Annotated in this window: 26 protein-coding genes, 1 tRNA gene and 1 pseudogene; 7 read left to right on the forward strand and 21 right to left on the reverse strand. The window is 46.9% G+C overall.

All coding sequences use genetic code 11. From position 1 onward, the window contains the following. Positions 1-97: 97 nt before the first annotated feature. The 17 genes and pseudogenes from HHX48_RS11785 to mutY form a co-directional block, all read right to left on the reverse strand. Positions 98-484 carry a hypothetical protein gene (locus HHX48_RS11785; RefSeq protein ID WP_191025339.1) on the reverse strand — a complete coding sequence of 129 codons (387 nt, stop codon included), beginning with the start codon at positions 482-484 and terminating at the stop codon, positions 98-100. Between the two features lie 160 nt (positions 485-644). Continuing rightward, positions 645-752: pseudogene (locus tag HHX48_RS11790) on the reverse strand (SDR family oxidoreductase); the annotation flags it as partial. A gap of 170 nt (positions 753-922) precedes the next feature. Then, complete coding sequence (locus HHX48_RS11795; RefSeq protein WP_191025341.1) at positions 923-1,483, reverse strand: hypothetical protein; 561 nt, start codon at positions 1,481-1,483, stop codon at positions 923-925. A gap of 443 nt (positions 1,484-1,926) precedes the next feature. Continuing rightward, positions 1,927-2,370 (reverse strand): hypothetical protein, encoded by a 444-nt coding sequence (locus HHX48_RS11800; protein WP_191025343.1) that lies wholly within the window; start codon positions 2,368-2,370, stop codon positions 1,927-1,929. Further along, positions 2,367-2,924 (reverse strand): hypothetical protein, encoded by a 558-nt coding sequence (locus tag HHX48_RS11805; RefSeq protein WP_191025345.1) that lies wholly within the window; start codon positions 2,922-2,924, stop codon positions 2,367-2,369. The genes HHX48_RS11800 and HHX48_RS11805 overlap by 4 nt, the downstream gene beginning before the upstream one ends. Before the next feature lie 678 nt (positions 2,925-3,602). After that, complete coding sequence (locus HHX48_RS11810; protein WP_191025347.1) at positions 3,603-3,845, reverse strand: hypothetical protein; 243 nt, start codon at positions 3,843-3,845, stop codon at positions 3,603-3,605. Continuing rightward, positions 3,845-4,105 carry a hypothetical protein gene (locus HHX48_RS11815; protein ID WP_191025349.1) on the reverse strand — a complete coding sequence of 87 codons (261 nt, stop codon included), beginning with the start codon at positions 4,103-4,105 and terminating at the stop codon, positions 3,845-3,847. The genes HHX48_RS11810 and HHX48_RS11815 overlap by 1 nt, the downstream gene beginning before the upstream one ends. Before the next feature lie 30 nt (positions 4,106-4,135). Further along, positions 4,136-4,447, reverse strand: a complete 312-nt coding sequence (locus HHX48_RS11820) for a hypothetical protein (RefSeq protein WP_191025351.1) — start codon at positions 4,445-4,447, stop codon at positions 4,136-4,138. 133 nt (positions 4,448-4,580) lie between these two features. Continuing rightward, positions 4,581-4,766 carry a hypothetical protein gene (locus HHX48_RS11825; protein ID WP_191025353.1) on the reverse strand — a complete coding sequence of 62 codons (186 nt, stop codon included), beginning with the start codon at positions 4,764-4,766 and terminating at the stop codon, positions 4,581-4,583. Positions 4,767-4,882: 116 nt separating this feature from the next. After that, a complete protein-coding gene (locus tag HHX48_RS18750; RefSeq protein WP_223858317.1) occupies positions 4,883-5,428 on the reverse strand; it encodes a hypothetical protein in 546 nt (181 codons plus the stop codon). Between the two features lie 99 nt (positions 5,429-5,527). Further along, a complete protein-coding gene (locus HHX48_RS11835; protein WP_191025355.1) occupies positions 5,528-5,803 on the reverse strand; it encodes a hypothetical protein in 276 nt (91 codons plus the stop codon). A 90-nt stretch (positions 5,804-5,893) separates the two neighbouring features. Next, entirely contained in the window at positions 5,894-6,181 is a 288-nt protein-coding gene (locus HHX48_RS11840; protein WP_223858319.1) for a hypothetical protein, read from the reverse strand. 102 nt (positions 6,182-6,283) lie between these two features. Continuing rightward, on the reverse strand, positions 6,284-8,593 hold the full coding sequence (locus HHX48_RS11845; RefSeq protein ID WP_191025357.1) for an AAA family ATPase: 2,310 nt from the start codon (positions 8,591-8,593) through the stop codon (positions 6,284-6,286). 155 nt (positions 8,594-8,748) lie between these two features. Then, a complete protein-coding gene (locus tag HHX48_RS11850) occupies positions 8,749-9,261 on the reverse strand; it encodes a hypothetical protein (protein WP_191025359.1) in 513 nt (170 codons plus the stop codon). Positions 9,262-9,727: 466 nt separating this feature from the next. Then, positions 9,728-9,803, reverse strand: a tRNA-Phe gene (locus tag HHX48_RS11855). Positions 9,804-9,941: 138 nt separating this feature from the next. Continuing rightward, on the reverse strand, positions 9,942-10,214 hold the full coding sequence (locus tag HHX48_RS11860; protein ID WP_139754940.1) for an oxidative damage protection protein: 273 nt from the start codon (positions 10,212-10,214) through the stop codon (positions 9,942-9,944). A gap of 30 nt (positions 10,215-10,244) precedes the next feature. Next, complete coding sequence (gene mutY / locus HHX48_RS11865; protein WP_191025360.1) at positions 10,245-11,288, reverse strand: A/G-specific adenine glycosylase; 1,044 nt, start codon at positions 11,286-11,288, stop codon at positions 10,245-10,247. Positions 11,289-11,371: 83 nt separating this feature from the next. Here mutY and HHX48_RS11870 point away from each other — a divergent pair, with 83 nt between their 5' ends. The 6 genes from HHX48_RS11870 to arcA all read left to right on the forward strand — a co-directional run bounded on the left by HHX48_RS11870 (position 11,372) and on the right by arcA (position 18,120). Beyond that, positions 11,372-12,079 carry an alpha/beta fold hydrolase gene (locus tag HHX48_RS11870; RefSeq protein WP_191025362.1) on the forward strand — a complete coding sequence of 236 codons (708 nt, stop codon included), beginning with the start codon at positions 11,372-11,374 and terminating at the stop codon, positions 12,077-12,079. Between the two features lie 92 nt (positions 12,080-12,171). Beyond that, positions 12,172-12,891 (forward strand): tRNA (guanosine(46)-N7)-methyltransferase TrmB, encoded by a 720-nt coding sequence (gene trmB, locus HHX48_RS11875; protein WP_191025364.1) that lies wholly within the window; start codon positions 12,172-12,174, stop codon positions 12,889-12,891. Beyond that, on the forward strand, positions 12,891-13,973 hold the full coding sequence (locus HHX48_RS11880; RefSeq protein WP_191025366.1) for a class I SAM-dependent methyltransferase: 1,083 nt from the start codon (positions 12,891-12,893) through the stop codon (positions 13,971-13,973). Before trmB ends, HHX48_RS11880 begins: the two co-directional genes overlap by 1 nt. Positions 13,974-14,093: 120 nt before the next feature. Next, positions 14,094-15,521 carry a glycogen synthase GlgA gene (gene glgA, locus HHX48_RS11885; RefSeq protein WP_191025368.1) on the forward strand — a complete coding sequence of 476 codons (1,428 nt, stop codon included), beginning with the start codon at positions 14,094-14,096 and terminating at the stop codon, positions 15,519-15,521. A 102-nt stretch (positions 15,522-15,623) separates the two neighbouring features. Beyond that, positions 15,624-17,267: a sensor histidine kinase gene (locus HHX48_RS11890; protein ID WP_191025370.1), complete on the forward strand. Its 1,644-nt coding sequence runs from the start codon at positions 15,624-15,626 to the stop codon at positions 17,265-17,267. A 145-nt stretch (positions 17,268-17,412) separates the two neighbouring features. After that, positions 17,413-18,120, forward strand: a complete 708-nt coding sequence (gene arcA, locus HHX48_RS11895) for a two-component system response regulator ArcA (RefSeq protein ID WP_139754933.1) — start codon at positions 17,413-17,415, stop codon at positions 18,118-18,120. Positions 18,121-18,197: 77 nt separating this feature from the next. Here the strand turns inward: arcA and pmbA are convergent, their stop codons facing one another. After that, positions 18,198-19,529, reverse strand: coding sequence for a metalloprotease PmbA (pmbA, locus tag HHX48_RS11900; RefSeq protein ID WP_191025371.1), 1,332 nt, complete (start codon positions 19,527-19,529; stop codon positions 18,198-18,200). A 71-nt stretch (positions 19,530-19,600) separates the two neighbouring features. Between pmbA and yjgA the strand changes: the two genes are divergently transcribed. Beyond that, positions 19,601-20,152, forward strand: coding sequence for a ribosome biogenesis factor YjgA (gene yjgA / locus HHX48_RS11905; RefSeq protein ID WP_191025374.1), 552 nt, complete (start codon positions 19,601-19,603; stop codon positions 20,150-20,152). Positions 20,153-20,231: 79 nt separating this feature from the next. On the opposite strand, the gene tldD is transcribed toward yjgA, so the two are convergent. The 3 genes from tldD to HHX48_RS11920 are packed head-to-tail and all read right to left on the reverse strand — an operon-like array spanning position 20,232 to position 26,356. Next, positions 20,232-21,674, reverse strand: coding sequence for a metalloprotease TldD (tldD, locus tag HHX48_RS11910; RefSeq protein WP_191025376.1), 1,443 nt, complete (start codon positions 21,672-21,674; stop codon positions 20,232-20,234). Continuing rightward, positions 21,664-22,485: a carbon-nitrogen hydrolase family protein gene (locus tag HHX48_RS11915; RefSeq protein WP_191025378.1), complete on the reverse strand. Its 822-nt coding sequence runs from the start codon at positions 22,483-22,485 to the stop codon at positions 21,664-21,666. Before HHX48_RS11915 ends, tldD begins: the two co-directional genes overlap by 11 nt. Continuing rightward, positions 22,478-26,356: a YhdP family protein gene (locus HHX48_RS11920; protein WP_191025380.1), complete on the reverse strand. Its 3,879-nt coding sequence runs from the start codon at positions 26,354-26,356 to the stop codon at positions 22,478-22,480. Before HHX48_RS11920 ends, HHX48_RS11915 begins: the two co-directional genes overlap by 8 nt. Between the last annotated feature and the right edge of the window lie 4 nt (positions 26,357-26,360).

Here is a 26,360-nt window from a genome sequence, read left to right on the forward strand (position 1 = left end):
GACTGTGAGCAATGATATTTGTTGCATAACGGCATGATGTGAAACACAAACTGTATAGAATGCGTTCGTAGAGAGACGCTGGGCGTCTAATCACAGATTACGTTAAAAAACCGTTCACAAGCATTCCTGGCATGAGGAATGCCGCGGAAAGCACGACAGATCCGGTTAGCATAAAAGCGACAGAGCAAAACACTGCTTGCGTGAAATAAACCCTGGGTTTTGCAGCAGCACTTGACTGGTAAGTTACGATGGCGAGGGTTAGCGCTTGCCTGAACTTAAAGTAATAAGTCTGAATCTGCCTGAGGATAGGAATGAGGTAAAATGCCAGAAACGCAAAAACAACTTCAATCCCACCAAAATGAAACAGCAGCGCAATCTCCGGTGAAAACCAGCCCACTACACCGATAACAATCCAGAACGCCGCTTTTTGTTGCCAGCTCAAATCTTCCCATTTGATCATCGGATTTCCCTGTAAATTAATCATGCGAAGCAACTTTACGACCATCGCCCTGTTTTACAACAATATGCACTATTATTCATATTTCAAGCGCCAGCAGCAAAAGCTTGATGAGTGCGCTGAACAAGGACAGCTTCTGATTTACATCACACTTATAAAGTCACTGTTCACATCCGGGCATCACCGTTTATTTACCACCAGCAATTTCAATAAACGACCCTGTGACATACGACGCTTCATCTGACAGTAACCATGCTATTGCGGCGGCAACTTCCTCAGGCTCACCGCCTCGTTGTGTAAACCGAAAAACTTTAAAAAGGTATGTCGCTATTTTATGGGAGGTTTACATAGCAGCGAGTTCATCAATCGATACTTCAATATCAATGTTACTTCTAAGGGAATCTGACTTCTTGCTCACCGCACAATTAGGAGCGCAGCGAGTAATTTTCCGAGTGCAGCAATTTGTTATGTACTTCTGCTGGATAGCCCTGGAAACTCTGCTGCGGCCACCAAGGCAGTAAACTCGCGTTCGAACTCATAGTCTCCCACATATGCCTGGGCAATCGCACCCAACCACGTAATCCTGAATTGCATGGAGTTGCCAATCCGCTCAAACCTGATCCGGTGCTTACCGACCGCATCATGACCAAGCAGATAAATATGAAATGCAAGATCGTCCCAGTCCTTTAGGGTTTCGGGGGTCGGATCGACTACTACCTCAAGACCGTTCAGAAAATCGGGTGTGTATTCGGCGACGGTGCACACCCTAAATCCGCCTTTGTGCCAATAATTGGAAGACAGTGTGCATGAGTGATAATTACCCCAGACAATCGGCGCCGCCCAGTCAGATGGATAGTCGACATCCTCATCAACTTCTATATCGCGTTCCGCATAGTAATCAGCTGACTCAAGATGCAGATCGAACCACACATCTTCACCCACCACTTTCGCCGACCATGAGAACGCCTTGATTGGATGCCCTTCTGGCCAAGGATTGTCCTTGAAGTAAATTCTGTCAGATTCCATGTGCCAACCCTATTAATGCATTACGCCCGCGTAAAGCGCGCGACGTAGAGGAACGTTGTTTTTGCCGCGCTTGTTAGCTGCCGGACTCAAGCAAACTGCCTGATGAGACTGTTATATAGACTATTATCCTTTTTCAACGCAACATAATTGTCATGCGATATTTGCCGGACTATGAATTTGGATGCGAAGTGACCGATGTCGAATTCGATAAAGCACCTGTGATCCTTATCCTTGTAAATTAACCAGTAATCTCCGTAAAAGTAATCCAAATGATTTGCGTGCTTCTTCCATCTAGCTTCGGCCACCAGTTCATCTGTAGGATATACACCTTTTTCATTATGTATGAACTTACTCATCGAAATCTCCGACTCAAGGAAGCTAACATTTAAATGATGCAGACCCTGAGAACCGCATATTAATTTTTATGTCTTGCTACCGGTACTTTACTCAAGAGTCAACTCGCTATTACCAATAATCGGCTTACGATAATAATACCAATTGGCGGAGCGTGACCAGTGATGCTTTTTCTCATTGCATACCCCCCAGATACATCCAACCGTTTCAGTTGTGCTCGCCATAAATTTTTCGTCAGCAGCTTTCAGACGTTGTTTGTAAGGCGCTGTAAATTGAGATGGTGCTTGACCAGTAAATACATGAATAAGATGCCGACCATCAATATCATTCAAATAATCATCTATGGTCATTTGATAACCTTTAGAAACATGGGCGACAACCTTAACCCAGCCGAAGACTAAGCCCTCAAGATCACCTTGTACGACATGCTTCGCACATCCAATTTTATATAAAGTTTTTTGGGTATCAGAGTTCATAGACATAACTGTCCCAGCGCGCCAAGCGCACGTTTTAATTTTTTCGTTATAACTCATTCCCGCTTCCAGATTTCGAGGTTAGCACTATTTGCTATGGCAAAATAATCCCCACACCAAGAAAATCCATATGCTTCAATAAAATCAGTTAGAAGCTTGATACAATTTTTTTGAAATTTCTCTATTAATGGGTTTCCCTCGGGACCACAGAAGTACAAACTATGTTGAGGCCAATTCGGTGAGCAAAGCCTTAACGTTTCTCCAAGACATGTGCTATTCGGAAGTCCACCACCGTTTGGCCCTGCAATAAGAATTTTTTCTCCGGCAATCTCACCTATTCCTTCGCAAAAAATGCCAGAATCATCAACTCCTTTGAACTCCTCGTAGTCACGATCAATTTTCTCTGCAGAATCACAGTTGACGAGTGCTCTTCCAGAAGTAGAGACGACCAGAATTAAGTTGGTTTTACTTCTAGCGAAGCCAAAGCCAATAAATCCGCTGATCGCTATTTCACCTATCCGCTCCCATCCATCAGGGCTAGCCGCGAATGGAATATTAGCTAGAAGTTCAATGAGCCTATTTCTGTTTTCAATAAGACATTCTGACATATTCATGGGTTATATCGCCCGGCTAGGGCGCCGGAAAGGAGATGCTTTTTTTGTGCGGGCGTAGCGAAAAAGCACAAAACGAGCAACGCAGTGTAGGTCGGCTTGTGCCATATTTTACAAGGCATTTACAGCGGCCTCTATTTGTTCTTTGCGCAATGCCTCGTATTTTCCAAGCACTTCGTAAAAAGATTTTTTCCGAACGAACGGGAATTGTAGATAATAATGATTAGAGAAGCCATTGATATGGGCTTTATCTCTACCGAATATAGCTTGCTCTTCACTCTACTCATTATTCGCGCCACGTAATGTTGTTTTATAAACACTTATAGATTGATCTTTGATATCTAAGATATATGTGCCGAATGCACCTTTAAGGCATAAATAACGACTACATTTCGATTGTTCAATGCATTTCAAATAATCTGTATGGCCAATGAAAATAGGTACATCTTTAAATATATCAAAGTCGCCAAAATTTGTTTTGATAGAAATGCCATAAGCGTCACAACCCATTCGAATTTCTCCGAGAGGATTCAATTCAATATTTTCTAATACAGCTTCATGATGAATTATCTTATGCCTTGTATTGCCAACCTAAGAGGTGGAAACGTGTGCGCGAAAATGGCAAAGCCGCGCACATGTTTATGTCCAAATGCGGCTTAAGCGCCTTGTTAGGTATCGCGCTCACCAAAACTTCCACCTAGATTTTGGTTTGCGCCATTCACCTGACCAAAGTTCATAGTGCTCCAGCTTAGCGAGCTGTTCGAAGATAGCGTACTCACCAAGAGTATCAACGACTTTTGTTGGAATGGACACTCCAAATAAACCATTATCGAGGGGGAACACCTCAATTTGTGAAAAGGTCGCGCCCAAGGCTAATTCGATACTCTCAAAATTCGTAGTTTTTACGATTGCTTGGATTCCCATCAGCTTTTAAATTCCAGAGCACAGGCATGGCTGAGAGCTTCGCGAATTTGACTGATCACACTTTCTGATACCACTTGCCCCCGTATGTCATAGATGAGACGGCACCTTTGTAAGTGTGCTGGCAGTTGTGAGACTCCAAATTCGATGCGGGCACGATTGTAAGCAATGCTTAGCTCTATTGCTTCAGCATTCTCAAGACTGTGATTAGCGACAAGTGTGTACTCGCCTCGCTCTTCACTGACAAATTCAGGTGTAAACATAGTTTAGTACCTAACGCCTGCCGTCACTTGTTATAATCCGGGGGGCCAGGTGCATTGAATCTTGTTTTCTCTAAGATAATTGCTGGCTAGATCATTCCGGCCAACAATGTACTCAACACGACCATCCTTTATACCAACAGCCGGAATGCTGAATAGATGCTTTCCGGCGCAATAAACATCGATGATTCTATGAGTTCCAGTGAACTGAAGAAAATTAGCCTCTCCAATTTCCCTAGCCAGCTCCCAGACCATTGCCTTCTCAGGAATGTCTATTTCGATAGAAAGAGGGCCAGCCTGGTCATCTTGAGAACAGCAGGCCTCACGAATAACTTCAATTGTCATAGGAGCTTATAAAGCTAAGCTGAGGGGCGCGAATGTGCGGCGAAAACGGCGAAGCCGCCGTGCGCTTGCGTCCCAGCGAACGAAGTGAGCGACTTGAGCGTTTTATTAGGTGCATGCCTGTGACTCTCATATATCATTGTTCCAACCTCAAAATAACTTCGTAGGCGTCTTGCTCTGAAACCTTAGCTTTTTGCATTTGCTCATGTGATATTTCTTTTTCAATTGATGAGGCTCCAGCGGATTGACCACTGTCAAACCGGATAAAAAAACGGCCTTCTCGTTCAAGAATTTCACACCCATAATTTGAGAAGATTTTCATATCCCAAGCGTACCTAACGCCAAGCTAAGGGTCGCGAATGCGTGGCTATTATGCCGAAGCCGCCGCGCGTTTGCATCCCAGCGATTGCCGAAGGTAATTGCGATTTAAGTGCCTTATTAGAGTGCAAGCGCACTGTTGACAACATTTTCATATTCGGTGGCAGTAAACTTGAAGGGGCCGATCTCCTTGATTGGTTGTGGTTCTTCGTACCCATTCTCATATGCAAATTGACTCCAAATATACTCTTGGCCCACCTTGGAAATTTTGCATCCATAAGCACCACAACCTATATCAGCGCACTCTGGACAAACATAAATAAGACTTCTACCAGATTCAGTTTCAGGCGGTTGCTGAAGTAAAAGCTGTTTTAAACTGTGCTTATTCAGTTTATCCCAGCCTTTTGCGAAGCAACCCATAAAATCGCGGTGGCCGTCAGCCTTAGTTACTAAAGTTGTCAGTAGGGATTGTCCTTCAATAGTGAAGTCAGAAGAATAACATTCATGGATACCCTTACTCTCTTTTCGATGAAGAATATTAAATCCTAATTGTTTCATATTTAAATCTACTTCTGTTACTTCACCACAGGAAGAACATACGTAATATTCAACTTTATCAATAACAGCCGAATCTCTAAGTGATTCTCCGCAATTTCTACATTTCATCACTGCACCCTAACTTTAAGCTAAAGGACAAAAACACAATTCTACAATCGCGGCGCAGCATTGTGTTTTTGTCCTAGCAACCCGCCCTGCAGGTTGCGTTTAAAGCATATTGTTAGTGGGAGTCACAGGTTTATAAAACGATGAGCTGTTAGTCCAAAATTTATCGTGTATATCTACTTTTTTCTGAAGTAATGAATCAAGGCGTTCATCATCAAACCCCACTTCACTTACTATTTCTGCTTCGATTTTTCCAATTTCGTAAAGTTCATTGTAGTAGCGATGAATAACACCGCAAACAGCGGCCTCAACGTTATCGTAAAACTCTGGTAGATTTCGGATCCTGTCTACCAGAATCAATGCTTCGTTTATTTTCATAGCTCCCTCTAACACCCCGCTAAACGGCGAGCGGTAGCGAGTTCGGTAGAAGCCACGCTTTGTGTGGCTGGAACGAATTTAAGCGGCTTGTTATGAGTTTTGGTTAAGTTCAATACGGGCCTCCTGCCATTGCTCCCAAGCATACTCTGGGTTTAGGTCTGGATACCCTCGTGATTCTTCCATTTTATCTCGTGCTGAGATTGGCAACATCATACATACAGCATTATCGCGAATCTCAAGCACTTCACTTTCAGTTAATGGCGAACCTTTTTCTCGCTCTTTGTTTAAGAGAATCGCTAGCAAAGCTGGGGTAGGAGTCGGCACTAATTCCTCTTCGGGTTCTTCGAGTTTTCTTTTCTTGAATAGATCTTTAAACATCCGATGTACCTTATGACTCATAACGCCTAACTCACCGGAAATTTGGGAGCGAAGCGAGCAAAGTTTCCGAGTGCAGTGACTTGTTATACGGTTTTACACCAATCATGCAACAACCTCGAGCATTTCGTTGTAATGAATGTCATCAACTTCCTGAATCCATGTAAATATATCACCAATGACATTTTGGCTTTCACCTAATAAGTTTTCTGATGAATCCTCATTGATTTCAATCACAGCGCTATGAGAATATTTATTTATGAAGCGATAAATCTTTTCTTTGGTTGCTTCATCTGTGATTTTACAACCGTTCAAGCCACAACTCATTAGCTGTGCAATATCACTTCGGTACTTTGGAAACTTGAAGCTAAAAAATGATTCAAGTAATTTCCTTGCAAGATTCGCTGTTAAAAAAGCTTCGTCACGTGAAAGTGACGGATTGTCTTTGTAGAAATTAAGCTTTGAAAATATATAATGGTATTCTGAATTGTATCTAACCAGAGTAGAGTCAGCGTCTTTAAATGTTGATTGGCGTGGAACGACTGTTGACGCTTCAATTGTATAAAAGAACGCATTGGGTTCTTTAGGTGGATTCTTTCTCCTTATATTACGGTTTACACCTTCGAACCAATCACGTATCAATTTGAAGTAAGTAAAGTTGTGCGTAAATACGAATAGCTGTTTCGCCTTGTCACAATTGCTACGAAGAAACGAATACGCATGAAACAAGTGGTTCGAGTCAAAGCTTGAAACAGGATCATCGACAACAACTATAGTATTTTCCATCTTGTTATCGTTTTCTTTTAGTTTGGTCACAAAATAAACAAATGCAATAGCGGTTTTTTCACCTTCACTCAAGTTTCCTTCTGCCGGAACGGAATCGTTCCGCAATATCTCATACCCTTTTTTAACCGGATTGAAACGAAGAGTTAATTCACTTCGTCCAAGAAATTTATGAAGTGATTCATTGAACTGGTCAGCGCCCAGACCTTCATTTGATAGTGAATCTTCAAGTGTGCGAATCTCTGTGTTTCTTGAGTCAATTTTTGTTTTTAGTGTTTGATTTGCGGCTATTCGATCAACCACTTCTTTTTTCTTGTCGTGATAACCGAATGACTTTACTTCAGTGGTTGAATAGTGAAGTTCAAGCTGCCTTTTAGCTTTGTCAGTTTCTTCTTTAAAATTCCCTGACTTGTGATTGTGCTTGTCAATAGCTGCACCAATAGCGGTCATGGCATCATTGAACGCCTTCACAGATGATTCACTGATAACTTCAATCGTTAGACCAGTCTTAAGTGGATTAGCTGTCTTAGCCTTTAATACAGTGTGCCAAACAGTTATTTCTTCGTTCAGGTCTGTAATCGCTTTTTCCAACGTGGTACATGCTTCGCTGTAGCGCTTTTTGAATTCGTCATAAAAATCACTTACGGAAGGTAGCATTGGGGGTTGAATATATTGGCTGGAAAGCCAGCCATCAGCACTTTGAAGCCGGGTTTGAAAGGCTTTGTAGTCGTCATTAAAGTGGGCTTCAAGCTGTTTGGTACGTTCTTCGGTTATGGTGTTGCCACAAAATTCACACTGATTTGTATCGTGGCGCTTATGAAGATCAAGACCAATTTCAATCCAAGACTTTATATCACTATGATCGACAAGTCGCTGAATAGTTTGGCTGACAACGCTAGTTTTCAACAGATCATCAAGACGTTCTTTAGCTTTGTTGAAAGTTTCTTGGTTAATGGAATGTTTATTAAAGGTAATCGGTGACTTTTGATCAGGCTTGGCCGCATTGGTCAATTCAACAATTTTTTGATCATCAAGAAGCGGGGTATCTGACTTGCTTGCTTCAAGGTTGTCGGTAATAAATTTTTCAAATTTCCGTTTGTCGTAATTAAGATAGTAGCGGTCTGTAGTATCAATTGACTGAAGGCTGCTTTTCATGTGCCGTGCGCTATCAGTTCCAAACTTTGAAATAGCACCTTCGAGTTTTCTTATTTTCTCAGCTTCTTTGCTGTGTGCTGTAGTATCCGCTTCCTGTTCTTTTTTTAGCTTTTCTAATTTTTCACGCTCTTCAATTTTTTCTTTATCGACAAGCAATATGCTTTTTACGACACTATCCCATGAAATGTTTTCGTCAATAAAATCATGGTTGAAGGTATATATATTCAGATCAGCATTTCCCACGTTCGCTTGTGTGATAAGCGTTCCGTTGTCTATGCTTACCGAGAATTGCGAAGAAGGAAATTTACTTGAAGTGGATTTATTTTCGATACACCTAAACAACCCCGAAAGCGTAGACTTACCGCTCCCGTTCCAACCATAAAACAGGTTGTACTTCCCAAAATCTTTAGCATAGGCGTTTGTGTGATCCTGATAGATACCGAACTGTTTTAGTTTTTGTATGCTTTTTATTGACATAACATCCTTGCTCTAAAAGTCACGCGGTGTTCAATTGGCGTATAACACCCCGCTTAGGGGCAATAACACGTGGGCTAAAATTTGGAGCGAAGCGACTGAGCCCACGTGTTATTGTCCCAGGGAGCTTGCGACCGACTACAGCGGTTTGTTATGCGTTAACGCCGATGATACAAAATACCAAGTGAACCACGAATCCAGACTTCCTTGAACTCTGAACCAACTTCAAATGTATTGAAGTGCGCTTTTGATACATCCAGTTTCACCGGCTCATTTGAGTTCGGAAGTGAAACGTACACGTAGTAACTCATACCGCCTTTTGTACTTTTATATGTATCAAGTTCGACGACAGTACCTTTTAGATAAACTTCATCTTGGCTACCCACATAAGCATTAAAGAACAAAACATAGCCGCCACTAAACAGTAATAGTAAAGCTGCAACCATTGAAGTCCATGCAATACCTTTAAATTTTCCAGCTTTACGTCGAAATCTTGGTAGCTTATAAAAATAAACGTAGAAAGATATGCCAAAGATTGGAATAGACAGATATTTAAAGGCCCAGTGATAAGGCGCATTCAAAACCGTGTCAAATAGAAAGTTGGGTACTATGGCAACAATTGCTACAAGAATAAAAAGCCAGTCTCCATACTTTTTTAGATAAAACTCCAAGGTCACTCCTTTGACGCATAACATATTAATAGATCCCCAAATAATGTGATTCCCAGCCCCACTTTGGGATATTTACTTTTATTCTTTCTCAAAGATTACGCGATAAGCCGTTCTGATAAAAGTGAAAAGACAAAGTGGTGTATTTCACGCTACTCATCAAATACAACAAAACGCCTATCCAATAGAGATGGTAGTTTTTGCGCATAAGCGTAATGGCAGATACAAATAAAATTTATATTCTTGGTCGGATTTCGGCGTCTATCAGCAGATTGATGAAAATTTGAATTGGCGTGGAATACAGAAGAAAACAGAACGGCTTAAGCGAAGCAGAGTCGGATGAATATTAAGCTGGGGAAAATGAGCGATGTGCGTTAAACCATGCATAGACAACATACCGCCAGCACCATACTGACTAAACGAACGCATAAACAAAAAAGGCCTCGCATTTCTGCAAGGCCTTCAATGATGGTGCCCAGAGGCGGAATCGAACCACCGACACGAGGATTTTCAATCCACTGCTCTACCGACTGAGCTATCTGGGCAAAACTGGTTAGCGTTTTGGCGTTAACTGCCTCTCTCGCTGTGGGTGCGTATTAAACGGATTTCCGCGTTCCAAGTCAACACCTTTTTTGAAAACTTTGTCTGTTTGCACAGACTTTGCACAAAATAGGCTTTTTTGCTTATTTTTCAGGCGGAACATACCCTTCAATGGTTGGTTCCTGCCCTTCAAACAAATAAGCAACCATTTGCTCTTCAAGGAACTTTCGTGCATTAGGTTCCATCATATTCAGCTTGTTCTCATTTATCAACATCGTCTGCTTTTTCTGCCATTCTGCCCAGGCTTCTTTGGAAATGTTGTCATAAATGCGTTTACCCAGTTCACCAGGGTATAGTTGAAAATCCAGGCCTTCTGCGTCTTTTTCCAGTCGCTGGCAATATACTGTTCTGCTCATAGTTGTTCCTTCACTGGCTGCAAGTTTAACTTACAGCATGGTTTGAATTTGGCTGATAATCTTTTTAGTCGGGGCGGCCAGCCCAACTTCAATGGGTTCATGCAGGGAAAACCACTTTACCTGTCGCGCTTCATCGACCTTGCGCGTTTTTGCAGCCGCACTGATAATCACAAACGGTGATATATCCAGATGGAAATGACTGAAAGTGTGCCTGAATTCTGGCAGGGCTTCTATCTGATAATCATCCACGCCCAGCTCTGCTGCTACCTGTTGATGATCGCTTTCGCTTTCCACTAATCCATATAAGCCACCCCACAGGCCCTGTGATGGCCGCTGCACCAGCATAACCGCCGGTCCGTTAAGCACGGCAAACATATTGGTGGTTTTTACCGGTAATACTTTTTTAGGCTTCTTCCCCGGAAACTCTGCCTGCCTGCCCTGTGCGTACGCCAGGCAGTTATCCTGAAGCGGGCAGTGATCGCAATCGGGTTTGCTTCGCGTGCAAATCATCGCCCCTAAGTCCATCATCGCTTGCGTATAATGATTACATCGCTGGGCTGATGTATTGCGCTGCGCATAATCCCACAGCGTGTTTTCTACCGGCTTTTTGCCCGGCCAGCCTTCCACCGCATAATAACGGGCCAGTACACGCTTAACATTGCCATCAAGAATAGGATGCTCCTGCCCGCACGCCAGTGAAAGTACCGCACCTGCCGTCGAACGTCCTATCCCCGGTAGCGCCATCACCTCGTCAAGCGTTGTCGGAAACTCGCCGCCGTGATCATCCACTATAGCCTGCGCGGCTTTATGCAGATTACGGGCTCGTGCGTAGTAGCCCAGCCCCGTCCAGTGATGCAGTACCTCATCCTGATCGGCTGCCGCCAGCGCCTGAACATCCGGAAAGCTTTGCATAAAGCGGGTAAAGTACGGAATAACGGTGGTTACCTGGGTCTGCTGCAACATAATTTCTGACACCCAGACTTTGTAAGGCGTTACCTGTTGTTGCCAGGGCAGATGTTTGCGTCCGTGTAAATCAAACCAGGCCAGTACCTTGTCGGCAAACGATGAGCTCATGAATCGCAAAACCTGTATCACTGAAGTAAAGAAGCGGTATGATACCATGCCTGCATGATCAGTTAACAAGAACGGAGTAAGCGGTGTTTGAAGAACCGGTTTTATTTTTACCCGGAACCCTTTGTGATGAGCGCGTCTGGTTACCGGTCTGGAAACAGCTGTCGCTGGCCCAGCGCCGCTATGTGCCGCTGCAGTGGGCCACTTCCCTGGATGATATGCTTGCACTCACCGCGGACCGGGTACTGCCTGACGAAAAAGTGCATATTGTAGGGTTTTCAATGGGCGGGTATATTGCCAGCAAATGGGCCTTAGAAAACGTATCGCACGTCGCATCACTAACCCTTATCGGTTACAACCCTCAGGGTCTGGGCGTAGAGGAGCTAAAACGCCGCAAACAATTACTTACCTTTTTAAAAAATGGCCCCTTCACGCCACGTAGCGCCAAATACCTGGAAAAATTTGTGCATCCTGACGCCCTCTCGCGGGACGATGTCGCTGGTGTTGTCGCCGACATGGGCGAAGATTTGGGTAAAGGTACGCTTTTAGCACATACCCATGCCACCACGCCGCGTGAAGACCTGGTTGCAGGATTACGAAATGCGCCTTTCCGTACGCATATGCTGGCGGCAAAACAAGATATGATTGCGCCGTTTGACGTCGTCAGCGCCGTTGCCGCACAGCTAAATGACTGCACGCTTTATCCCATTGAAGATGCCGGCCACATGATGCTGCTGGAAAAACCTGAGGAAACCGCCTCGGCGCTGCAACACATTTTGCATAAATCGGTGTAAAATACTCGCGCGCACGGCGAATTAATTGCAAAGTTGCAGTCAGGCTGGATAATGCGCGCCATCTTATATATTAACCGTTGTTGAGTGCGGATATGGGTCAGTATAAAAGTCAGGAAGAAGCAGAAGCGGCTGGTGTATACGTCAGCAAAGTAAAAAGTTTTGTTAAGCGTGAAGGCAGAACCACCAAAGCACAGGCCAGAGCGCTTGAGGAATTCTGGCCCACGATGGGCATTGAATATACCGGCGAGCCTGTTGATCTGAAAGAGATTTTCGGACGCGATGCACCGGTAGTGCTGGAAATCGGCTTTGGCATGGGTAAATCTCTGGTAGAGATGGCTGCCAATGCGCCAGACATGAACTTTATCGGCATTGAAGTACATCGTCCCGGCGTCGGCGCCTGTTTGTCAGAGGCGGGTGAACTGGGTCTGACAAACCTGCGCGTGATGGAGCATGATGCGGTTGAGGTATTCAATAACATGCTGCCTGATAACAGCCTGTCGCGAATTCAGCTTTATTTTCCGGACCCGTGGCATAAAAAGCGCCATCATAAGCGCCGTATTGTGCAAGCTGAATTTGCACAAACCGTACGCAGCAAGCTGGCCATTGGCGGGCATTTTCACATGGCGACCGACTGGGAAAACTATGCTGAGCATATGGCCGAGGTAATGAATAACGCTGCCGGCTATAAAAATACAGCTGATGAAGGCGATTATGTCCCTCGCCCTGATTACCGTCCTATCACCAAGTTTGAAACCCGCGGTCAGAATCTGGGCCATGGGGTGTGGGACTTGATTTACGAACGGATTAGCTAATGTTATCTGCACAAAGCCAGTTGCTGGAGCGCAACCTTACCCTTTTTGATGAGGGGCAGTGGTTAATCATCAATCCCACAGATGCCTATTTCTGCGATTTAATTGCTGATAGAGAAACCGACATTCTGCATCAGTATTTCGATATTTTTTCTGAAAGTGCGAAGGTGATTCAGTCGCACGAGTTAGATAGCCGCGATGTTGCCTCACAGTCTACTGGCTTTTCAATCGAGCAAAAGGTGAGCAAGCACTTACATACTTTCTCACCCTTCGTAGATACCACCAAAACATACTCGCATGTCCTGATTTACATACCTAAATCCAAAGCACATCTGGCGATGTTGTTGCAGATGGCCAGTGCGGTATTGCCTGCCGATGGACAAATTTATCTGGTGGGTGAAAACAAGGGCGGCATTAAAAGCGCGGGAAAACTGGCTGAAAAGTATGGCACGGTCAGCAAGATTGATTCTGCCCGTCATTGCAGTCTGATAAATATTCACGTTGATGAGCCCGGTGCGTTTTCCATCGAGCCGTGGCTTGATACGCAGACATATGAATTACAAGGCAATGAGTGGGAAGTAACCTCAATGCCAGGGGTATTCAGTTACAAAGAGCTGGATGCTGGCACCCGCTTGTTGCTGGAAAAGCTCCCCTCTACACTGCGCGGTGATATTCTCGACTTTGCCTGTGGCGCCGGTGTCATTGGTGCCAGCCTGTTAAAGCAGTACCCACACCTGTCGCTGACGCTGCTTGATGTTAATGCGCTTGCTTTGTTCTGCGCAGCCAGAACGCTGCAGGATAACGGGCAATCCGCTACACTAATTGCAGCCAACGGGCTGCACGGCGTAAACGGTAAATTTCACCATATTGTGACTAATCCGCCCTTTCATACCGGTGTGAAAACAGATTACAGCGTAACCCGTCGCTTTATCACAGACGCCAAGCAGGTTTTAACCGCAAAAGGCAGCATGCACATGGTTGCGAACCGCTTTTTGCCTTATCCGGGGCTGCTGTCTGACACTTTCGGGCAAGTGCGGACACTGGCACAAACTTCGCAGTTTTCGGTTTATCTTGCGTTGGTCTGATAGCCGCAGCGCACGGGGTGTGTTAGTTTTTATCCACATGTAACAGGCCGCTGACTCGCTTTTGTCAGTATTCGGTGATTTTGGTGGCATACGTCCTGCCAGAACATGGAGTGAAGCCAGATGAAAATTGTTTTTGCGATATCAGAAGTAGAAGAGCTGGTTAAAACCGGTGGATTGGCCGACGTTGGCAAAGCGCTGCCTCTGGCACTCAAAGCATCAGGTCATGACGTAAGTATCGTTATGCCCTATTACAAAGCGATAGCCGAAGAATATAAGCTGGCTGAGTCGCTGCCACAACAAACGCTGTTTGCTGAAAGTCAGGTGTATCATTTTAAAGTCCGGCAACTGAGCTGGAATGACATCACTATTCACTTTATCGATTATCCTGAATACTTTGACCGTGATGGTCTGTACAGCAATGCCTACGAGGCTTATCAGGATAACGGTGAGCGCTTCAGCTTTTTCTGCGGTGCAGCCCTGATGGCGATGCAATCTCTGGCACTGAACCCGGATGTGGTGCATTGTCATGACTGGCACACCGCGATGCTACCGTTTATGCTGCGCACCGATAAAAGTGGTTATTTTGATAACACCCGCACCGTTTTCACTATACATAACGCTGCTTTCCAGGGCGTTAACAAATTAGACGATATTCCGTTTTTACGCCATCACCCGTCAATACTCAGTCAGGTACATGGCGGATATATCAATATGCTGCAAACGGGGATTGAGTTTGCAGATAAAATTACTACGGTAAGCCCGAATTATGCGCAGGAGCTTCTGACTAACCTGGGCAGTCACGGCTTGCACGATCGACTTGTTGGCCGCCAGCAGGATTTGGTCGGTATTTTAAATGGTTGCGACTACGGGCAGTGGAACCCGGCCACGGACACCTACCTGCCGGCAAATTTTGATGCTGAAAATCTGACACCCAAGTCGCGTTGTAAAACAGCCCTTCAGAAAGTCGCAGGGTTGCCGGAAAAAGACGAGGTTCCTGTACTGGGCATGGTGTGCCGTCTGACGGAGCAAAAAGGGTTTGGTTATTTGTTACCCATTCTCAACGACCTGATGGACCACAATATTCAGTTAGTGATTGTTGGCACGGGTGATCCGTCGGTGTGCATGGATTTAAATGAATATGCACATAAGCATCCTGACCAGTTCGCGTTTATCAATGGCTTTAGCACTGAACATGCGCACCTGGTTGAGTCCGGCGCCGACTTCTTTTTGATGCCTTCTCAGTTTGAGCCTTGTGGTCTGAATCAAATGTACAGCCTCGCCTATGGCACCATTCCTATTGTGCGGGCTGTGGGCGGATTAAAAGACACTGTTTATGACCCGCTCAATTATGGCGAAAATGCTACCGGCTTTGTCTTTACAGAGCCGACGCCTGAAGCGTTACTGTCGTGTATACGCCGCGCGCTACTGTTCTATTATGAGCACCCGGAGCGCTTTCGCGCAATGCAGGTTCGCGGCATGCAAACACGCTTTACCTGGCAAACAGCAGCTGACGAATATAGTAAACTGTATCAGACACTTATACGGTGATGCCCGCGCGGGCTTTTGGGGCCCGCGCTTTCTTTTTCGGCCATATTGGGCCACTATAGTTCTATTCGCTGCTTTCCACTCTATCGCGGTTAAACGACAAGAATGACAGCCACATCGGCACGGCTTTCCATACGCAGTTTGTTTCTGTGGGTGATAATGGCAATCGCCACCATTACGCTGGTTCTGGCAACCGGTTTGTCCCTGTATCTGCAAATTAGCTCATACCGCGAAGATCTTGAAGAGACCGTGGTGATGCTGGCCAATATCATCAGCGAAAATGCCGCGCAGGATATTGCCAGTGGTGATGAACAGTCCACCATGCGCCACCTCAGCAGTGCTGCCCAAGCAGAAATTGTCGCCCATGTTCACGCCTATTGGTATAACCCGAACCGCTCTGATGACTTAAGTTTTTTATCCAGTTATCACAAACCCGGTGAGCCGCCTATACAGGACCAGTCACGTCGTATACATCTTCTCAAAACGCCGTCCATGGGCGATGGTACCGTCGAAGTTGCCCGCCCGGTGACCTACAACGACAATTATGTCGGATATATTTATCTGAGCGCCTCTGCAGCCAAATTCAACAGCCTGGTGGGTCAGGCTATCTTGCTGAATCTGGGCGTGATGTTCGTCATGATGATACTGACACTTATACTGGCGTTGCGGCTGCAAAGCGTGATCGTCGGACCTATCGAGTCAATGGCGGATTTTCTACAGCGCACCGCCCGCTTACGGGATTATTCAGCGCGTACTCCTACCTCCAGCATCAATGAGCTGAACATTCTCACCGATGCAGTTAATGTTTTGCTGGCGCGCATGCAGGATTATGTGCAAAAGCAACATGAGGCTGAAGAGCAGCACCGCCAGTTAAATGCCAGCCTTGAAGATATTGTCAGTCAGCGCACGGTCGCGCTTAAAGAGGCGAACCAGGAGCTGATTCAGACGCTGGAGAAATTACACCAGTACCAGCGCCAGATAGTGGAAAATGAAAAAATGGCGTCATTGGGCGACATGGTGGCAGGCGTAGCGCATGAGGTAAATACGCCAATAGGTCTGGGTGTGACGGCTTCCACGATGATGTTGGATCAGATTGGTGACATTCAGAAGGATTTTGAAAACCGGACGCTAAAAGCCAGCGCGCTGGACCGGTTTTTAAGCGACAGCCAGGAAAACCTCAATATTATTTACCGGAACCTGAACCGGGCCGCTGAACTGATTTCCAGTTTTAAACAGGTTGCAGTCGATCAAACAACTGAATCCAGCCGAACTTTTTGCGTTTCACAGTTAATTAATGAGATACTACTATCTCTGAGGCCTCAGCTTAAAAAGCACCAGCATAAAATCAACGTTCACTGCGACCCTACCTTACACGTTGAAACAAAAGCGGGCCCGATAAACCAGATACTGATCAACCTGATTGTGAACTCCGTAGTCCACGGCTTTGAAGACACAGAAAGTGGCACGATAGATATCACGGCGGATCTGATGACAACCAGTACACTGAAACTGGTGTATAAAGATAATGGCAAGGGAATTCCCGACGAAATACGCAAGCGTATTTTTGCCCCCTTTGTTACTACCCGGCGCGGGCAAGGCGGTTCGGGGCTGGGTATGCACCTGGTATACAATCTTGTCACGCAGGGATTAAACGGTTCTATCACACTTTCCAGCGAAGAAGGAAAAGGCGTGGAATTTCTTATCGTTTTTCCTGTCGAAACAGCAACCGCCGGAAATGAAAACGAATAGTCGTGAGTCCGGGCCTTGTAATTTTATTACAAACCCTTATACCGTAGGTCAGGTTTTATTCGTCACAAACTTGAAAAGAAAGTAACGAATAATACACTTAAACCAGAATATTGCTTTAACCGATTGTAAAAGAGTGCGAAACACCATGCAGACGCCAAATGTATTAATTGTTGAAGATGAAGTGGTCACACGTACCACCCTCAAAAGCTTGTTTGAAGCTGAAGGCTATAACGTTTTTGAAGCCGAAAATGGCGACCAAATGCATGATTTTTTCGAGAATCACTCCATCAATCTGGTCATCATGGATATCAACCTGCCAGGAAAGAATGGGCTGATTCTGGCCCGGGAAGTGCGTGACCGTAAAAATGTCGGGTTAATCTTCTTAACCGGCAGAGATAACGATGTTGACCGTATTTTGGGCCTTGAAATCGGCGCCGATGATTATCTGACCAAGCCGTTTAATCCGCGTGAGCTGACCATTCGTGCCCGCAACCTGTTATCACGTACCACCAATACAGCAGAAGATGACGACTTACCAAGTCGTGTCAGCTTTAATGGCTGGACGCTGGATGGTGACAGTCGCTCGCTGATCTCGCCTAACGGCAAAGAGTTCCGCCTGCCGCGCAGTGAGTTCAGAGCCTTGCATCTGTTCTTAAGCAATCCGGGCAAGATTCTTACCCGTGAGCAACTGATCATGGAGATGACCGGCCGCGAGCTGCGTCCCAATGACAGAACAGTTGATGTAACGATTCGTCGTATCCGTAAGCACTTTGAATCTGAGCCGAGCGATGAGGAATTGATTGTAACCATCCATGGTGAAGGTTATCGCTTCTGCGGTTCCGTTGATGGTTAATTCGCCAGCATGAATAAAAAAGCGCAGTCATTACTGCGCTTTTTTTTGTTTTAACGTTTCGTTCTTAGATAGCCGGATTAGCTTCCTGCCACCTTCATATTGTCGATAAGCACAGAACCTGTTTGCACGCCACCACGCACATCGCGCTCTTTACCTATTGCGCGAATATTCGCGAACATATCTTTAAGATTACCGGCAATGGTAATTTCATGCACCGGATACTGGATAACGCCGTTTTCAACCCAGTAGCCTGCTGCGCCGCGTGAGTAATCTCCTGTCACTACACTGACACCCTGCCCCATCAATTCGGTTACCAGCAGCCCGGTTCCCATCTCTTCCAGCAATGCTTTATCATCATGACCGGTATGCCCGACAATCCAGTTATGGATACCACCGGCATGACCGGTAGGGGTTGTATTTAACTTGCGCGCAGAGTAAGTGGTATAAAGATAATGTGCCAGCTTGCCGTCCTCTACAACCTGCAAATCGCGGGTTGCCACGCCTTCAGCATCAAAATTCGAGCTGGCCAGCCCGCCTTTCAGGTGCGGTAATTCTTCAATGTCCAGCCACTTAGGAAATACCTGCGCACCCAGCTTATCCAGCAGGAAACTGGAGCGACGATACAGGTTGCCGCCACTGATGGCACTGACGTAGTGACCAAACAGCGAAGAGGCGACATCTTTGTGCAGAAGCACAGGTACATTCGCCGTATTGATTTTACGGGAGCCAAGTCGGGTAACAGTATTATCAGCCGCTTCCTGACCTACCGATACCGCGCTTTTCAGGCCATCCGGACGACGGCTGACGGTATAAGCATAATCGCGCTGCATATCGTCATCTTCTGCCGCTATCGTCATACAGCTTAAGCTGTAGCGGCTGCTAGGATAGCCGGCGTTGATGCCGTGGGTATTACCATATACACGCATACCGTGGTTAGCGTTGTAATTCGCGCCGTCTGAATTCACCACCCGGGGATCATAATCCAGTGCAGCGGTTTCTGCTTCAATGGCAATCTGCATGGCTTGTTGTGGATCCAGCTCCTGCGGATGATACAGTTCAAGATCCGGAAATGATGTTGCCATTAGTTCAGCGTCGGCCAACCCGGTGCAAGGGTCCTCGCTGGTATAGCGGGCGATATCAATGGCCTTTTCCACCGTCAGCTTTAATGCCTCTTTGCTCAAATCGGCGGTAGAGGCACTGCCTTTATGTTTGCCCACATAGACGCTGATGCCCAGGCCACCGTCATTGGTAAACTCGACATTTTCGACTTCTTTCATTCGGGATGACACCGCAATACCCTGCACTTTCGACATGCTGGCTTCAGCCTGCGTAGCCCCTTTGGCTTTTGCCATGCCAAGTACATCATCAACAATATTTTGTATTTCTGCGATTTGCTGGTCAATTTGCATAGTCAGTTTCGCTATCCCGAAGTTGTGTGTCACAATTATAAGTATTATCAGTGTAACACTTAGAGATACCAATGAGCGACCATAAGCATCATTCACCTGAAGATTCTGACTTTGATGATATCCAGGCAGATGAATCTGAAGAGTGGGTCAGTAAAACTGAGCTTAAGCGTCAGTCAGCGCTTATGCAAAAACGCGGTGAGGAACTTATTTTGTTGTCACCGGCGCACCTGCAAACTATCCCTATGGATGAACAGCTTGAGGAAGCTGTCATGCAGGCCCGGGCGATGAATCGTAAGAAGGAAGGTTACCGTCGCCAGATTCAGTACATTGGAAAATTGCTGCGTCAGCGCGATGTTACGCCCATCAATGAGGCGATGGACAAGCTGACTCATCAGCATCAGCAAACCAACGCGGCGTTCCATGCGATGGAAAAAGCGCGCGAAGACATTATCGAACAGGGCGACGATGCCATTCAGCCCTTAATTGAAAGCTATCCTGAAATGGACAGACAAAGGTTGCGTCAGTTACATCGCCAGGTAAAAAAAGAGCGCGAAAAAAATGCGCCACCCAAAGCCTACCGGGAACTGTTTCAGTACCTTAAGTCGCATATGGAACCTGAGTAACGCTCTTTCGCTGCATAAAAAAGCCCCGCTGTTTAAACGCAGCGGGGCTTTTTTTGTCAGTCAGAGTACAGCCGCTATGTCAGGCTGTACCGCCTACCGTCAGCTCATCAACTTTCAGGGTCGGCTGCCCTACGCCCACCGGTACGGACTGACCGTCTTTACCACAGACGCCAACACCACGATCCAGTGCAACATCATTACCAATCATTGACACTTTCTGCATCACTTCCGGGCCGTTGCCAATTAACGTTGCGCCTTTTACCGGCGCAGTAATTTTACCGTTTTCAATTAAATACGCCTCAGCGCTTGAAAACACAAACTTACCGGATGTGATATCCACCTGGCCACCAGCGAAATTAGGCGCATAAATGCCTTTATCGATAGTCTGGATAATTTCCTGAGGGTCGTATTGACCGGCCAACATGTAGGTATTGGTCATGCGTGGCATTGGCAGATGCGCAAAAGACTCACGACGGCCGTTACCGGTTGGTTTAACACCCATCAGACGCGCGTTCATTTTATCCTGCATGTAGCCGGTCAGAATACCATCTTCAATAAGCACGTTACGCTGAGTAGGCGTTCCCTCATCATCCACTGACAATGAGCCACGACGATCCTGCAGGGTGCCATCATCTACAATGGTTACGCCCTTTGCGGCTACCCGCTGCCCCATCTTACCACTAAACGTAGATGCGCCTTTTCGGTTAAAGTCACCTTCCAGACCGTGACCTACTGCTTCATGCAGCAACACACCGGGCCAACCACTACCCAGTACCACGGGCATCGTACCGGCCGGCGATGCCACCGCCTGCATATTTACGCGGGCCATGTGAAGCGCATCATCAGCCAGCTGCTCATAAACCGGTCTGCCGTTATCATCAGACTGAAAAAATGAATAGCTGTGACGGCCGCCCGCCCCCGAGCTGCCCCGTTCACGCCGGTCGCCATTTTCCATTAATACAGAACAGTTCAGCCTTACCAGAGGACGAATGTCAGTCGCAAAGGTGCCGTCGCTGGCGGCCACGAGGACTTCTTCGTATACCCCGGTGAGACTAACCACAACCTGATTGATATCAGGCTCCTGGCGTCGTACATAGGCATCAACAGCTTTAAGTAAGGCGACTTTTTCGGCTTCTTCCATTCCCAATAACGGATTATCAGCCTGATAGCGGTGCGGATACTGCTGTTCACCGAACCCGCTGACTGCGGTTTTGCCACCGGCAGGAGCGATAGTCCGTGCAGCTTTACAGGCTTTGGTTAAGGCTTCAGTGCTGATCTCGTCAGAATACGCAAAACCGGTTTTCTCACCACTGATGGCTCGAACGCCAACGCCGCGCTCAATGTTATAACTGCCTTCTTTTATGATGCCGTCTTCCAGCACCCAGCTTTCATGCTGACTGGACTGAAAGTACAGGTCAGCGTAATCGGTATCATGACTGTGAATCTGCCCCAGCGCTTTTTCCAGCGAGGACATGTCCAGTCCCGAATCCGTCAGTAAATGGCTAGCTACGTTATTTGACAAAATCGCTCCTGAATTGGTTATGTTGGCTTACCGGCATGCTCATTTTGATCGCTTCTCTGTCGCTGACAGAAACCTTCGCGTGAGCGGTACCTAATTGTTCGCCAAGCTCGGCCAGCGTCTCGCCCCACGGCGAATAAATAACGCTGTGCCCGAATGTCTGGCGCCCGTTAGCATGTTCACCGGATTGATTCGGTGCCACAACAAAGCATTGCTTTTCTATTGCCCGCGCCCGGACCAGTGTATGCCAGTGCGCATTCCCGGTATGCCGTGTAAATGCGGCAGGTAATACCAGAATATCGACATCACCCATAGCATTAAACAGCCCGGTAAAGCGCACATCATAACACACTGCCAGCCCGATACGCCCTATTGGCGTGTCGCAAACCACAACCCGGTCACCGGCCTGGGTGTATTTGGACTCCTGATAGCTGCCGGTATTGTCCTTGATGGCGACGTCAAACATATGAATTTTCTTGTATTCATCTATAACATTGCCATCCGGCCCGACTAAAAGGCAGGACGCTGTAAATTTGTCAGGATCCTCAGATACCAACGGGAAGGTACCGGTAACCAAATAGACACCGTGTTTTTTCGCCATCGCCTGCATGGCCTGTCCAATTTTGCCGGTGTAGCGCGGCTCAGCCACATCAAGCAACTCGCGATCGCGGGTTCCAAACCGTGCAAAGCATTCCGGTAACACTACCAGTGTCGGTTCGCCGGTATCCAGCGCATCCAGTTGTTTTTCTACATACGCCAGATTTTCGTCTATATCAGGCTGACTTGTCATTTGTACGGCGACCAGATTAACCATCTTGTACCTCCAGATTGAGTCTTTCCAGGTCGGGTTTGGACAGCGGTGCCGGTTTTTCCTTGTCATTTTTCTGTCTTGCCGGCAGTGTCACTTCTTTACTGTCTCGCCCAACCTCGATGAATTCAGGATTGTCCCAGGTACCTGTTACCTTGTAATTAACATTGGAGATTACTTTGGCCGACGTCAACACCTGGTCGATGGCAAGCGCAGCAAGCGCAGTAGGCGGTGACGCCAGAAAATAGACAAGAACCGGCAGGTTACCGGTGACATTAGGGGTAAAAGACACATCATAATTTAATTTTTGTGCGGCCAGATTGGTCACCCCTTTAATGGTGATCTCACCGGCGCCACCATCAATAATCGTATCGTCTGTTGTCGCTCTGCCATCAGCAATCGAAAGCGTGCCGCTCATGTCATCGTAGAAAAAGCCTTTAGCAAACACATCCCTGAAATCCAGGCTGAGCTTACGAACTAACGAGTTAAGGCTGAATAAGGTAAATATGCGAGAGCCTTTGTCACTGAGCTCACTTAAATACCCGTCGGTCAGTCGCCAGTTTATATCGCCGTTAAGCTTTTCCAAGGAAAAATCCATGGGAGAGTCTGGCCAGCCAAGCGTAAACGCTATTGAGGCCGCGGAGTCCTTTATCCCTGAGTTAACGTTAAGGTCCTGTAGCATACGCCCCACATCATCACTTTTCAGCGTTCCGTTCAAAGTAGTGGTTTGTGTCTGCGTATTCCAGTTTCCGCTGGCATTTACCTGCGTATGTTTATTACTGGTGCTCAGTTGACGAATAACCATACCGCTGTCGCCGCGCACCACGTCGAGCGTGACCTGCCCCAACGCATTGCCCAGCAATGTACACTGCTGACAAAATGCGTATACCGGGGGCAAGGTCTCGGCCGACCATTTTACCGCCGGAGCTGTTTCTGCCGGGTCAGATGCAGTCCAGGTGGGCAGATTTATATAATCAGCCTCTATGCGAATCCCTCTTTTCAGAAAGTCTTCATAAATACTGACATTGGCCCGCGCCTGCGTTGTATCGATATCCAGCAACCAGTTATTACTGTTTTGTTTGGCGGTGATATCCACATTGGTCAATGTCTGACCGGCTACGATCAGCTCATCGGTGTTAATAAAAAGGCGCTGGGGAACAGCGAACAATGCTCGCTGCTCATCGTTAACTTCTTGCTGTTGTCCGATTAACTCATCAATGACCGTGTACCAGCTACCAGCATCTATGCGCGGCAAATTTGCCGAGACGCTTAAACCGATACCTCGTCCGGTAAAATCACTTTTGCCCAATGCCAGGTGTGCTCTGGAAAATTGCATCTCCTGGTGCGGGAGTATGCCGTCAAAGGCAACATCGTCACCGAACAGGGCTTTTATCGTGGATGCTTTTTCATCTCCCACGCTGGAAATAGCAAACCGTTTTACTGCATCGGCAGGTTTATTAAACGGCGCGGGCAAGCCGGACTGCACATTTTCAAGGGTTGAGGTAATACTGGCGTTATAGGAGAAGCCATCTTCAGGAAGCTGCACCGATACATTTGCCTGCCAGTCACTGGAACCGCTCAGGTAGCTGCTAAGCGTGTCACTGAAACGCTCGGAAAGCGCTGCAACATCCCATTGTCCGTTAGCCCCGATATCTACACCATAGCCATCATCTGTTTTTCCGCCTGTAAGAGCCAGCGAGACCGGCTGCCCTAGCAGCCAAGCCTGCAAGGACTCTGTATTAATATTTTCATTCAAAAAAGCAATTTTTCCCCGCGCATCTTCAAGCGTCATTTTCAGCCGGGGCAGTTTGACCACATTTCCTTTCAGGCTGGCAGTACCTTTGGCAACCACATTCGCATCGTTCAACGGAATTGTCAGAGTCAGGTCAGTGCTGATGGGGCCGCTGATTTGAACTTCTTCGGATAGCACATTGCCCAGGGATGCAGACAGCGAGCTTTGCATCATCAACGCCGCTAATTGTTCCCCCGTTCCCCTGCCGCCAGCCGCGATGTTCAAATCGGCTGAGCCGGTCAGCGGAATAATCGAGGCAGTGACATCAGTTAGCTCGATATCGGCCAGCGACGCATCGGGTGCAATCATCGTTAGCCCGTCATTTTCAAATTGCAGCGCCATGTTCATGTTGTTCAGAGCAGGCCAGGCATCTGAAAATGCAAAGTCTGTATCGTGTAATGACGTAAAGGCCTGAAAAATACCGCGGTTAGCATTAAACGGAAAGTCGCCGGGATTACCGTGCCATAAAATTCGTGTTTCAGAGACCTCTCCGGCGCCGGTCAGGGCGCGGTTTAGATACGCGGTAGTGTTTTCACCCATCAGCGAAGCCGGAAACAGCTTTTTCGCATTTTCTACCGGCATATCACTCACGGTGGTGAGCAGACTTAAATCAGCATCAGAAAGGTTTAGTCGCAGGCTTTGCGTCACTGTTGCCAGTGCTGTGTCAAGCACCAGGTCATCGTAACTGAGCATCCAGTTCTGCTGCCCGTCTGATTGCAAGGGGTAAACATAGATGGTGGCATCAAGCTGATTAAGGCCTATATTTTCTGGTAAGAGCGTGTCAGTGAGCAGCATGGTGTCACGGCTTTGTACCTGCACAGCCCCCTGAGCATTAGCCCAATTGATATCAATATCCAGTTTTTGCAGTCCTGGAATGCCATTGTGCTGCTGCCAGCTAACACCGAGTAATTTGGCCGTTAACGCCAACCCGCTTTGGTCAGCCCTCATCTGTAAGGTGGCAAGCTGGCCGGTGGGTGCTAACTCTCTGACATCATCATCAGCGGTGTCATCGGTAAATAAGGGCAACAATACCAGGAACGGGTTAACCGGTGTGGGTTTGATGGTATTAATTATTAAACCGTTATCGGGAGACCACCGCCCCACCAAATCAGTGACCAGACGCTGATTATTCGACACCACTTCTAACTGATCGACACGAAAATACCAGTTGTTATTCCTGGGCAGAGCCTGAAAGCTTCCGTCCTGAATACCCGTACTCACTGTGACGTTGTCCTGCCCGCCCCAGGTCAGGCGACTATCATGTAGCTGCGTAAACACCGCGCTAATTTTGCTATTTTCCACCTCAGCCCAGGCTTCCAGATTGGCCCGGCTTTCTTTCAGCGGCCGGCGGGTTTGCAGCATGCCGCTTACCCATGGCGAAATATCAACATCTTCGGCCTTTGCGTAAAGGGTGCCACGAAGGTTGTCTTTACCACCCTGAAGGTCAATAAGAAACGTAGCGGCATTACTGGCCAGCTCCTGTACGCGGAATGCGCCGGCCCCGCGATGCTGACCGTCACGGTTCAGCCAGGACAACTCGCTTATTTCAATGACCTGTTCAGTCTCTTGTTTGAGCAGCGTAACCACACCATTGCGCAGTGAAAACCGCTCAAGCTGCTCAAGAAACAAATCGTTGAGGGCATCTATAACGGGAAATTGCGCTTGCTGCTCATCACCACTTAAACGCGTGGTATCTACGGTAAGAGCGACACCATCAAGATTGAACTGTTTAGAAGAAAGCTGTGCGGTGGAAAGTGACTGCCAGAAATTCAGCTCGATATCGATATTATCGACATTAAGCGCAATAGGCGATTGTGCGTTGCTTCGAAGTCTGACGTCTTCAAGCACGATACTTGGGCCGCTTTGCAGCCAGTCCGCTTTGAGGGTACCAATGGAAAGTGCGACCCCATATTGCTGGTTAATGTAGTCTTCCAGCAACGGCTTTTTGTTATCAAGATAAGGCAGTGAGTAGCGCAGGACACTAAGCAGCACAGCAAAGAGTACCAGAAACACCGCCAGTCCCAGCCATAGCTTTTTTGCCGTCCAGATGACGACGTTACCTGCTATTTCTCTTTTCTTTCCCACGCGA

Source organism: Salinimonas profundi, from assembly GCF_014750655.1.
In the GTDB taxonomy this organism is placed as follows: Bacteria; Pseudomonadota; Gammaproteobacteria; order Enterobacterales; family Alteromonadaceae; genus Alteromonas; species Alteromonas profundi_A.

Excerpts from the sequence above, each read along its gene's own strand:
- HHX48_RS11785 (WP_191025339.1), bottom strand. The coding sequence starts at position 484 with ATGATTAATTTACAGGGAAATCCGATGATCAAATGGGAAGATTTGAGC.
- HHX48_RS11795 (WP_191025341.1), bottom strand. The coding sequence starts at position 1,483 with ATGGAATCTGACAGAATTTACTTCAAGGACAATCCTTGGCCAGAAGGG.
- HHX48_RS11800 (WP_191025343.1), bottom strand. The coding sequence starts at position 2,370 with ATGAGTTATAACGAAAAAATTAAAACGTGCGCTTGGCGCGCTGGGACA.
- HHX48_RS11805 (WP_191025345.1), bottom strand. The coding sequence starts at position 2,924 with ATGAATATGTCAGAATGTCTTATTGAAAACAGAAATAGGCTCATTGAA.
- HHX48_RS11810 (WP_191025347.1), bottom strand. The coding sequence starts at position 3,845 with ATGGGAATCCAAGCAATCGTAAAAACTACGAATTTTGAGAGTATCGAA.
- HHX48_RS11815 (WP_191025349.1), bottom strand. The coding sequence starts at position 4,105 with ATGTTTACACCTGAATTTGTCAGTGAAGAGCGAGGCGAGTACACACTT.
- HHX48_RS11820 (WP_191025351.1), bottom strand. The coding sequence starts at position 4,447 with ATGACAATTGAAGTTATTCGTGAGGCCTGCTGTTCTCAAGATGACCAG.
- HHX48_RS11825 (WP_191025353.1), bottom strand. The coding sequence starts at position 4,766 with ATGAAAATCTTCTCAAATTATGGGTGTGAAATTCTTGAACGAGAAGGC.
- HHX48_RS18750 (WP_223858317.1), bottom strand. The coding sequence starts at position 5,428 with ATGAAATGTAGAAATTGCGGAGAATCACTTAGAGATTCGGCTGTTATT.
- HHX48_RS11835 (WP_191025355.1), bottom strand. The coding sequence starts at position 5,803 with ATGAAAATAAACGAAGCATTGATTCTGGTAGACAGGATCCGAAATCTA.
- HHX48_RS11840 (WP_223858319.1), bottom strand. The coding sequence starts at position 6,181 with ATGTTTAAAGATCTATTCAAGAAAAGAAAACTCGAAGAACCCGAAGAG.
- HHX48_RS11845 (WP_191025357.1), bottom strand. The coding sequence starts at position 8,593 with ATGTCAATAAAAAGCATACAAAAACTAAAACAGTTCGGTATCTATCAG.
- HHX48_RS11860 (WP_139754940.1), bottom strand. The coding sequence starts at position 10,214 with ATGAGCAGAACAGTATATTGCCAGCGACTGGAAAAAGACGCAGAAGGC.
- mutY (WP_191025360.1), bottom strand. The coding sequence starts at position 11,288 with ATGAGCTCATCGTTTGCCGACAAGGTACTGGCCTGGTTTGATTTACAC.
- trmB (WP_191025364.1), top strand. The coding sequence starts at position 12,172 with ATGGGTCAGTATAAAAGTCAGGAAGAAGCAGAAGCGGCTGGTGTATAC.
- HHX48_RS11880 (WP_191025366.1), top strand. The coding sequence starts at position 12,891 with ATGTTATCTGCACAAAGCCAGTTGCTGGAGCGCAACCTTACCCTTTTT.
- glgA (WP_191025368.1), top strand. The coding sequence starts at position 14,094 with ATGAAAATTGTTTTTGCGATATCAGAAGTAGAAGAGCTGGTTAAAACC.
- HHX48_RS11890 (WP_191025370.1), top strand. The coding sequence starts at position 15,624 with ATGACAGCCACATCGGCACGGCTTTCCATACGCAGTTTGTTTCTGTGG.
- arcA (WP_139754933.1), top strand. The coding sequence starts at position 17,413 with ATGCAGACGCCAAATGTATTAATTGTTGAAGATGAAGTGGTCACACGT.
- pmbA (WP_191025371.1), bottom strand. The coding sequence starts at position 19,529 with ATGCAAATTGACCAGCAAATCGCAGAAATACAAAATATTGTTGATGAT.
- yjgA (WP_191025374.1), top strand. The coding sequence starts at position 19,601 with ATGAGCGACCATAAGCATCATTCACCTGAAGATTCTGACTTTGATGAT.
- HHX48_RS11915 (WP_191025378.1), bottom strand. The coding sequence starts at position 22,485 with ATGGTTAATCTGGTCGCCGTACAAATGACAAGTCAGCCTGATATAGAC.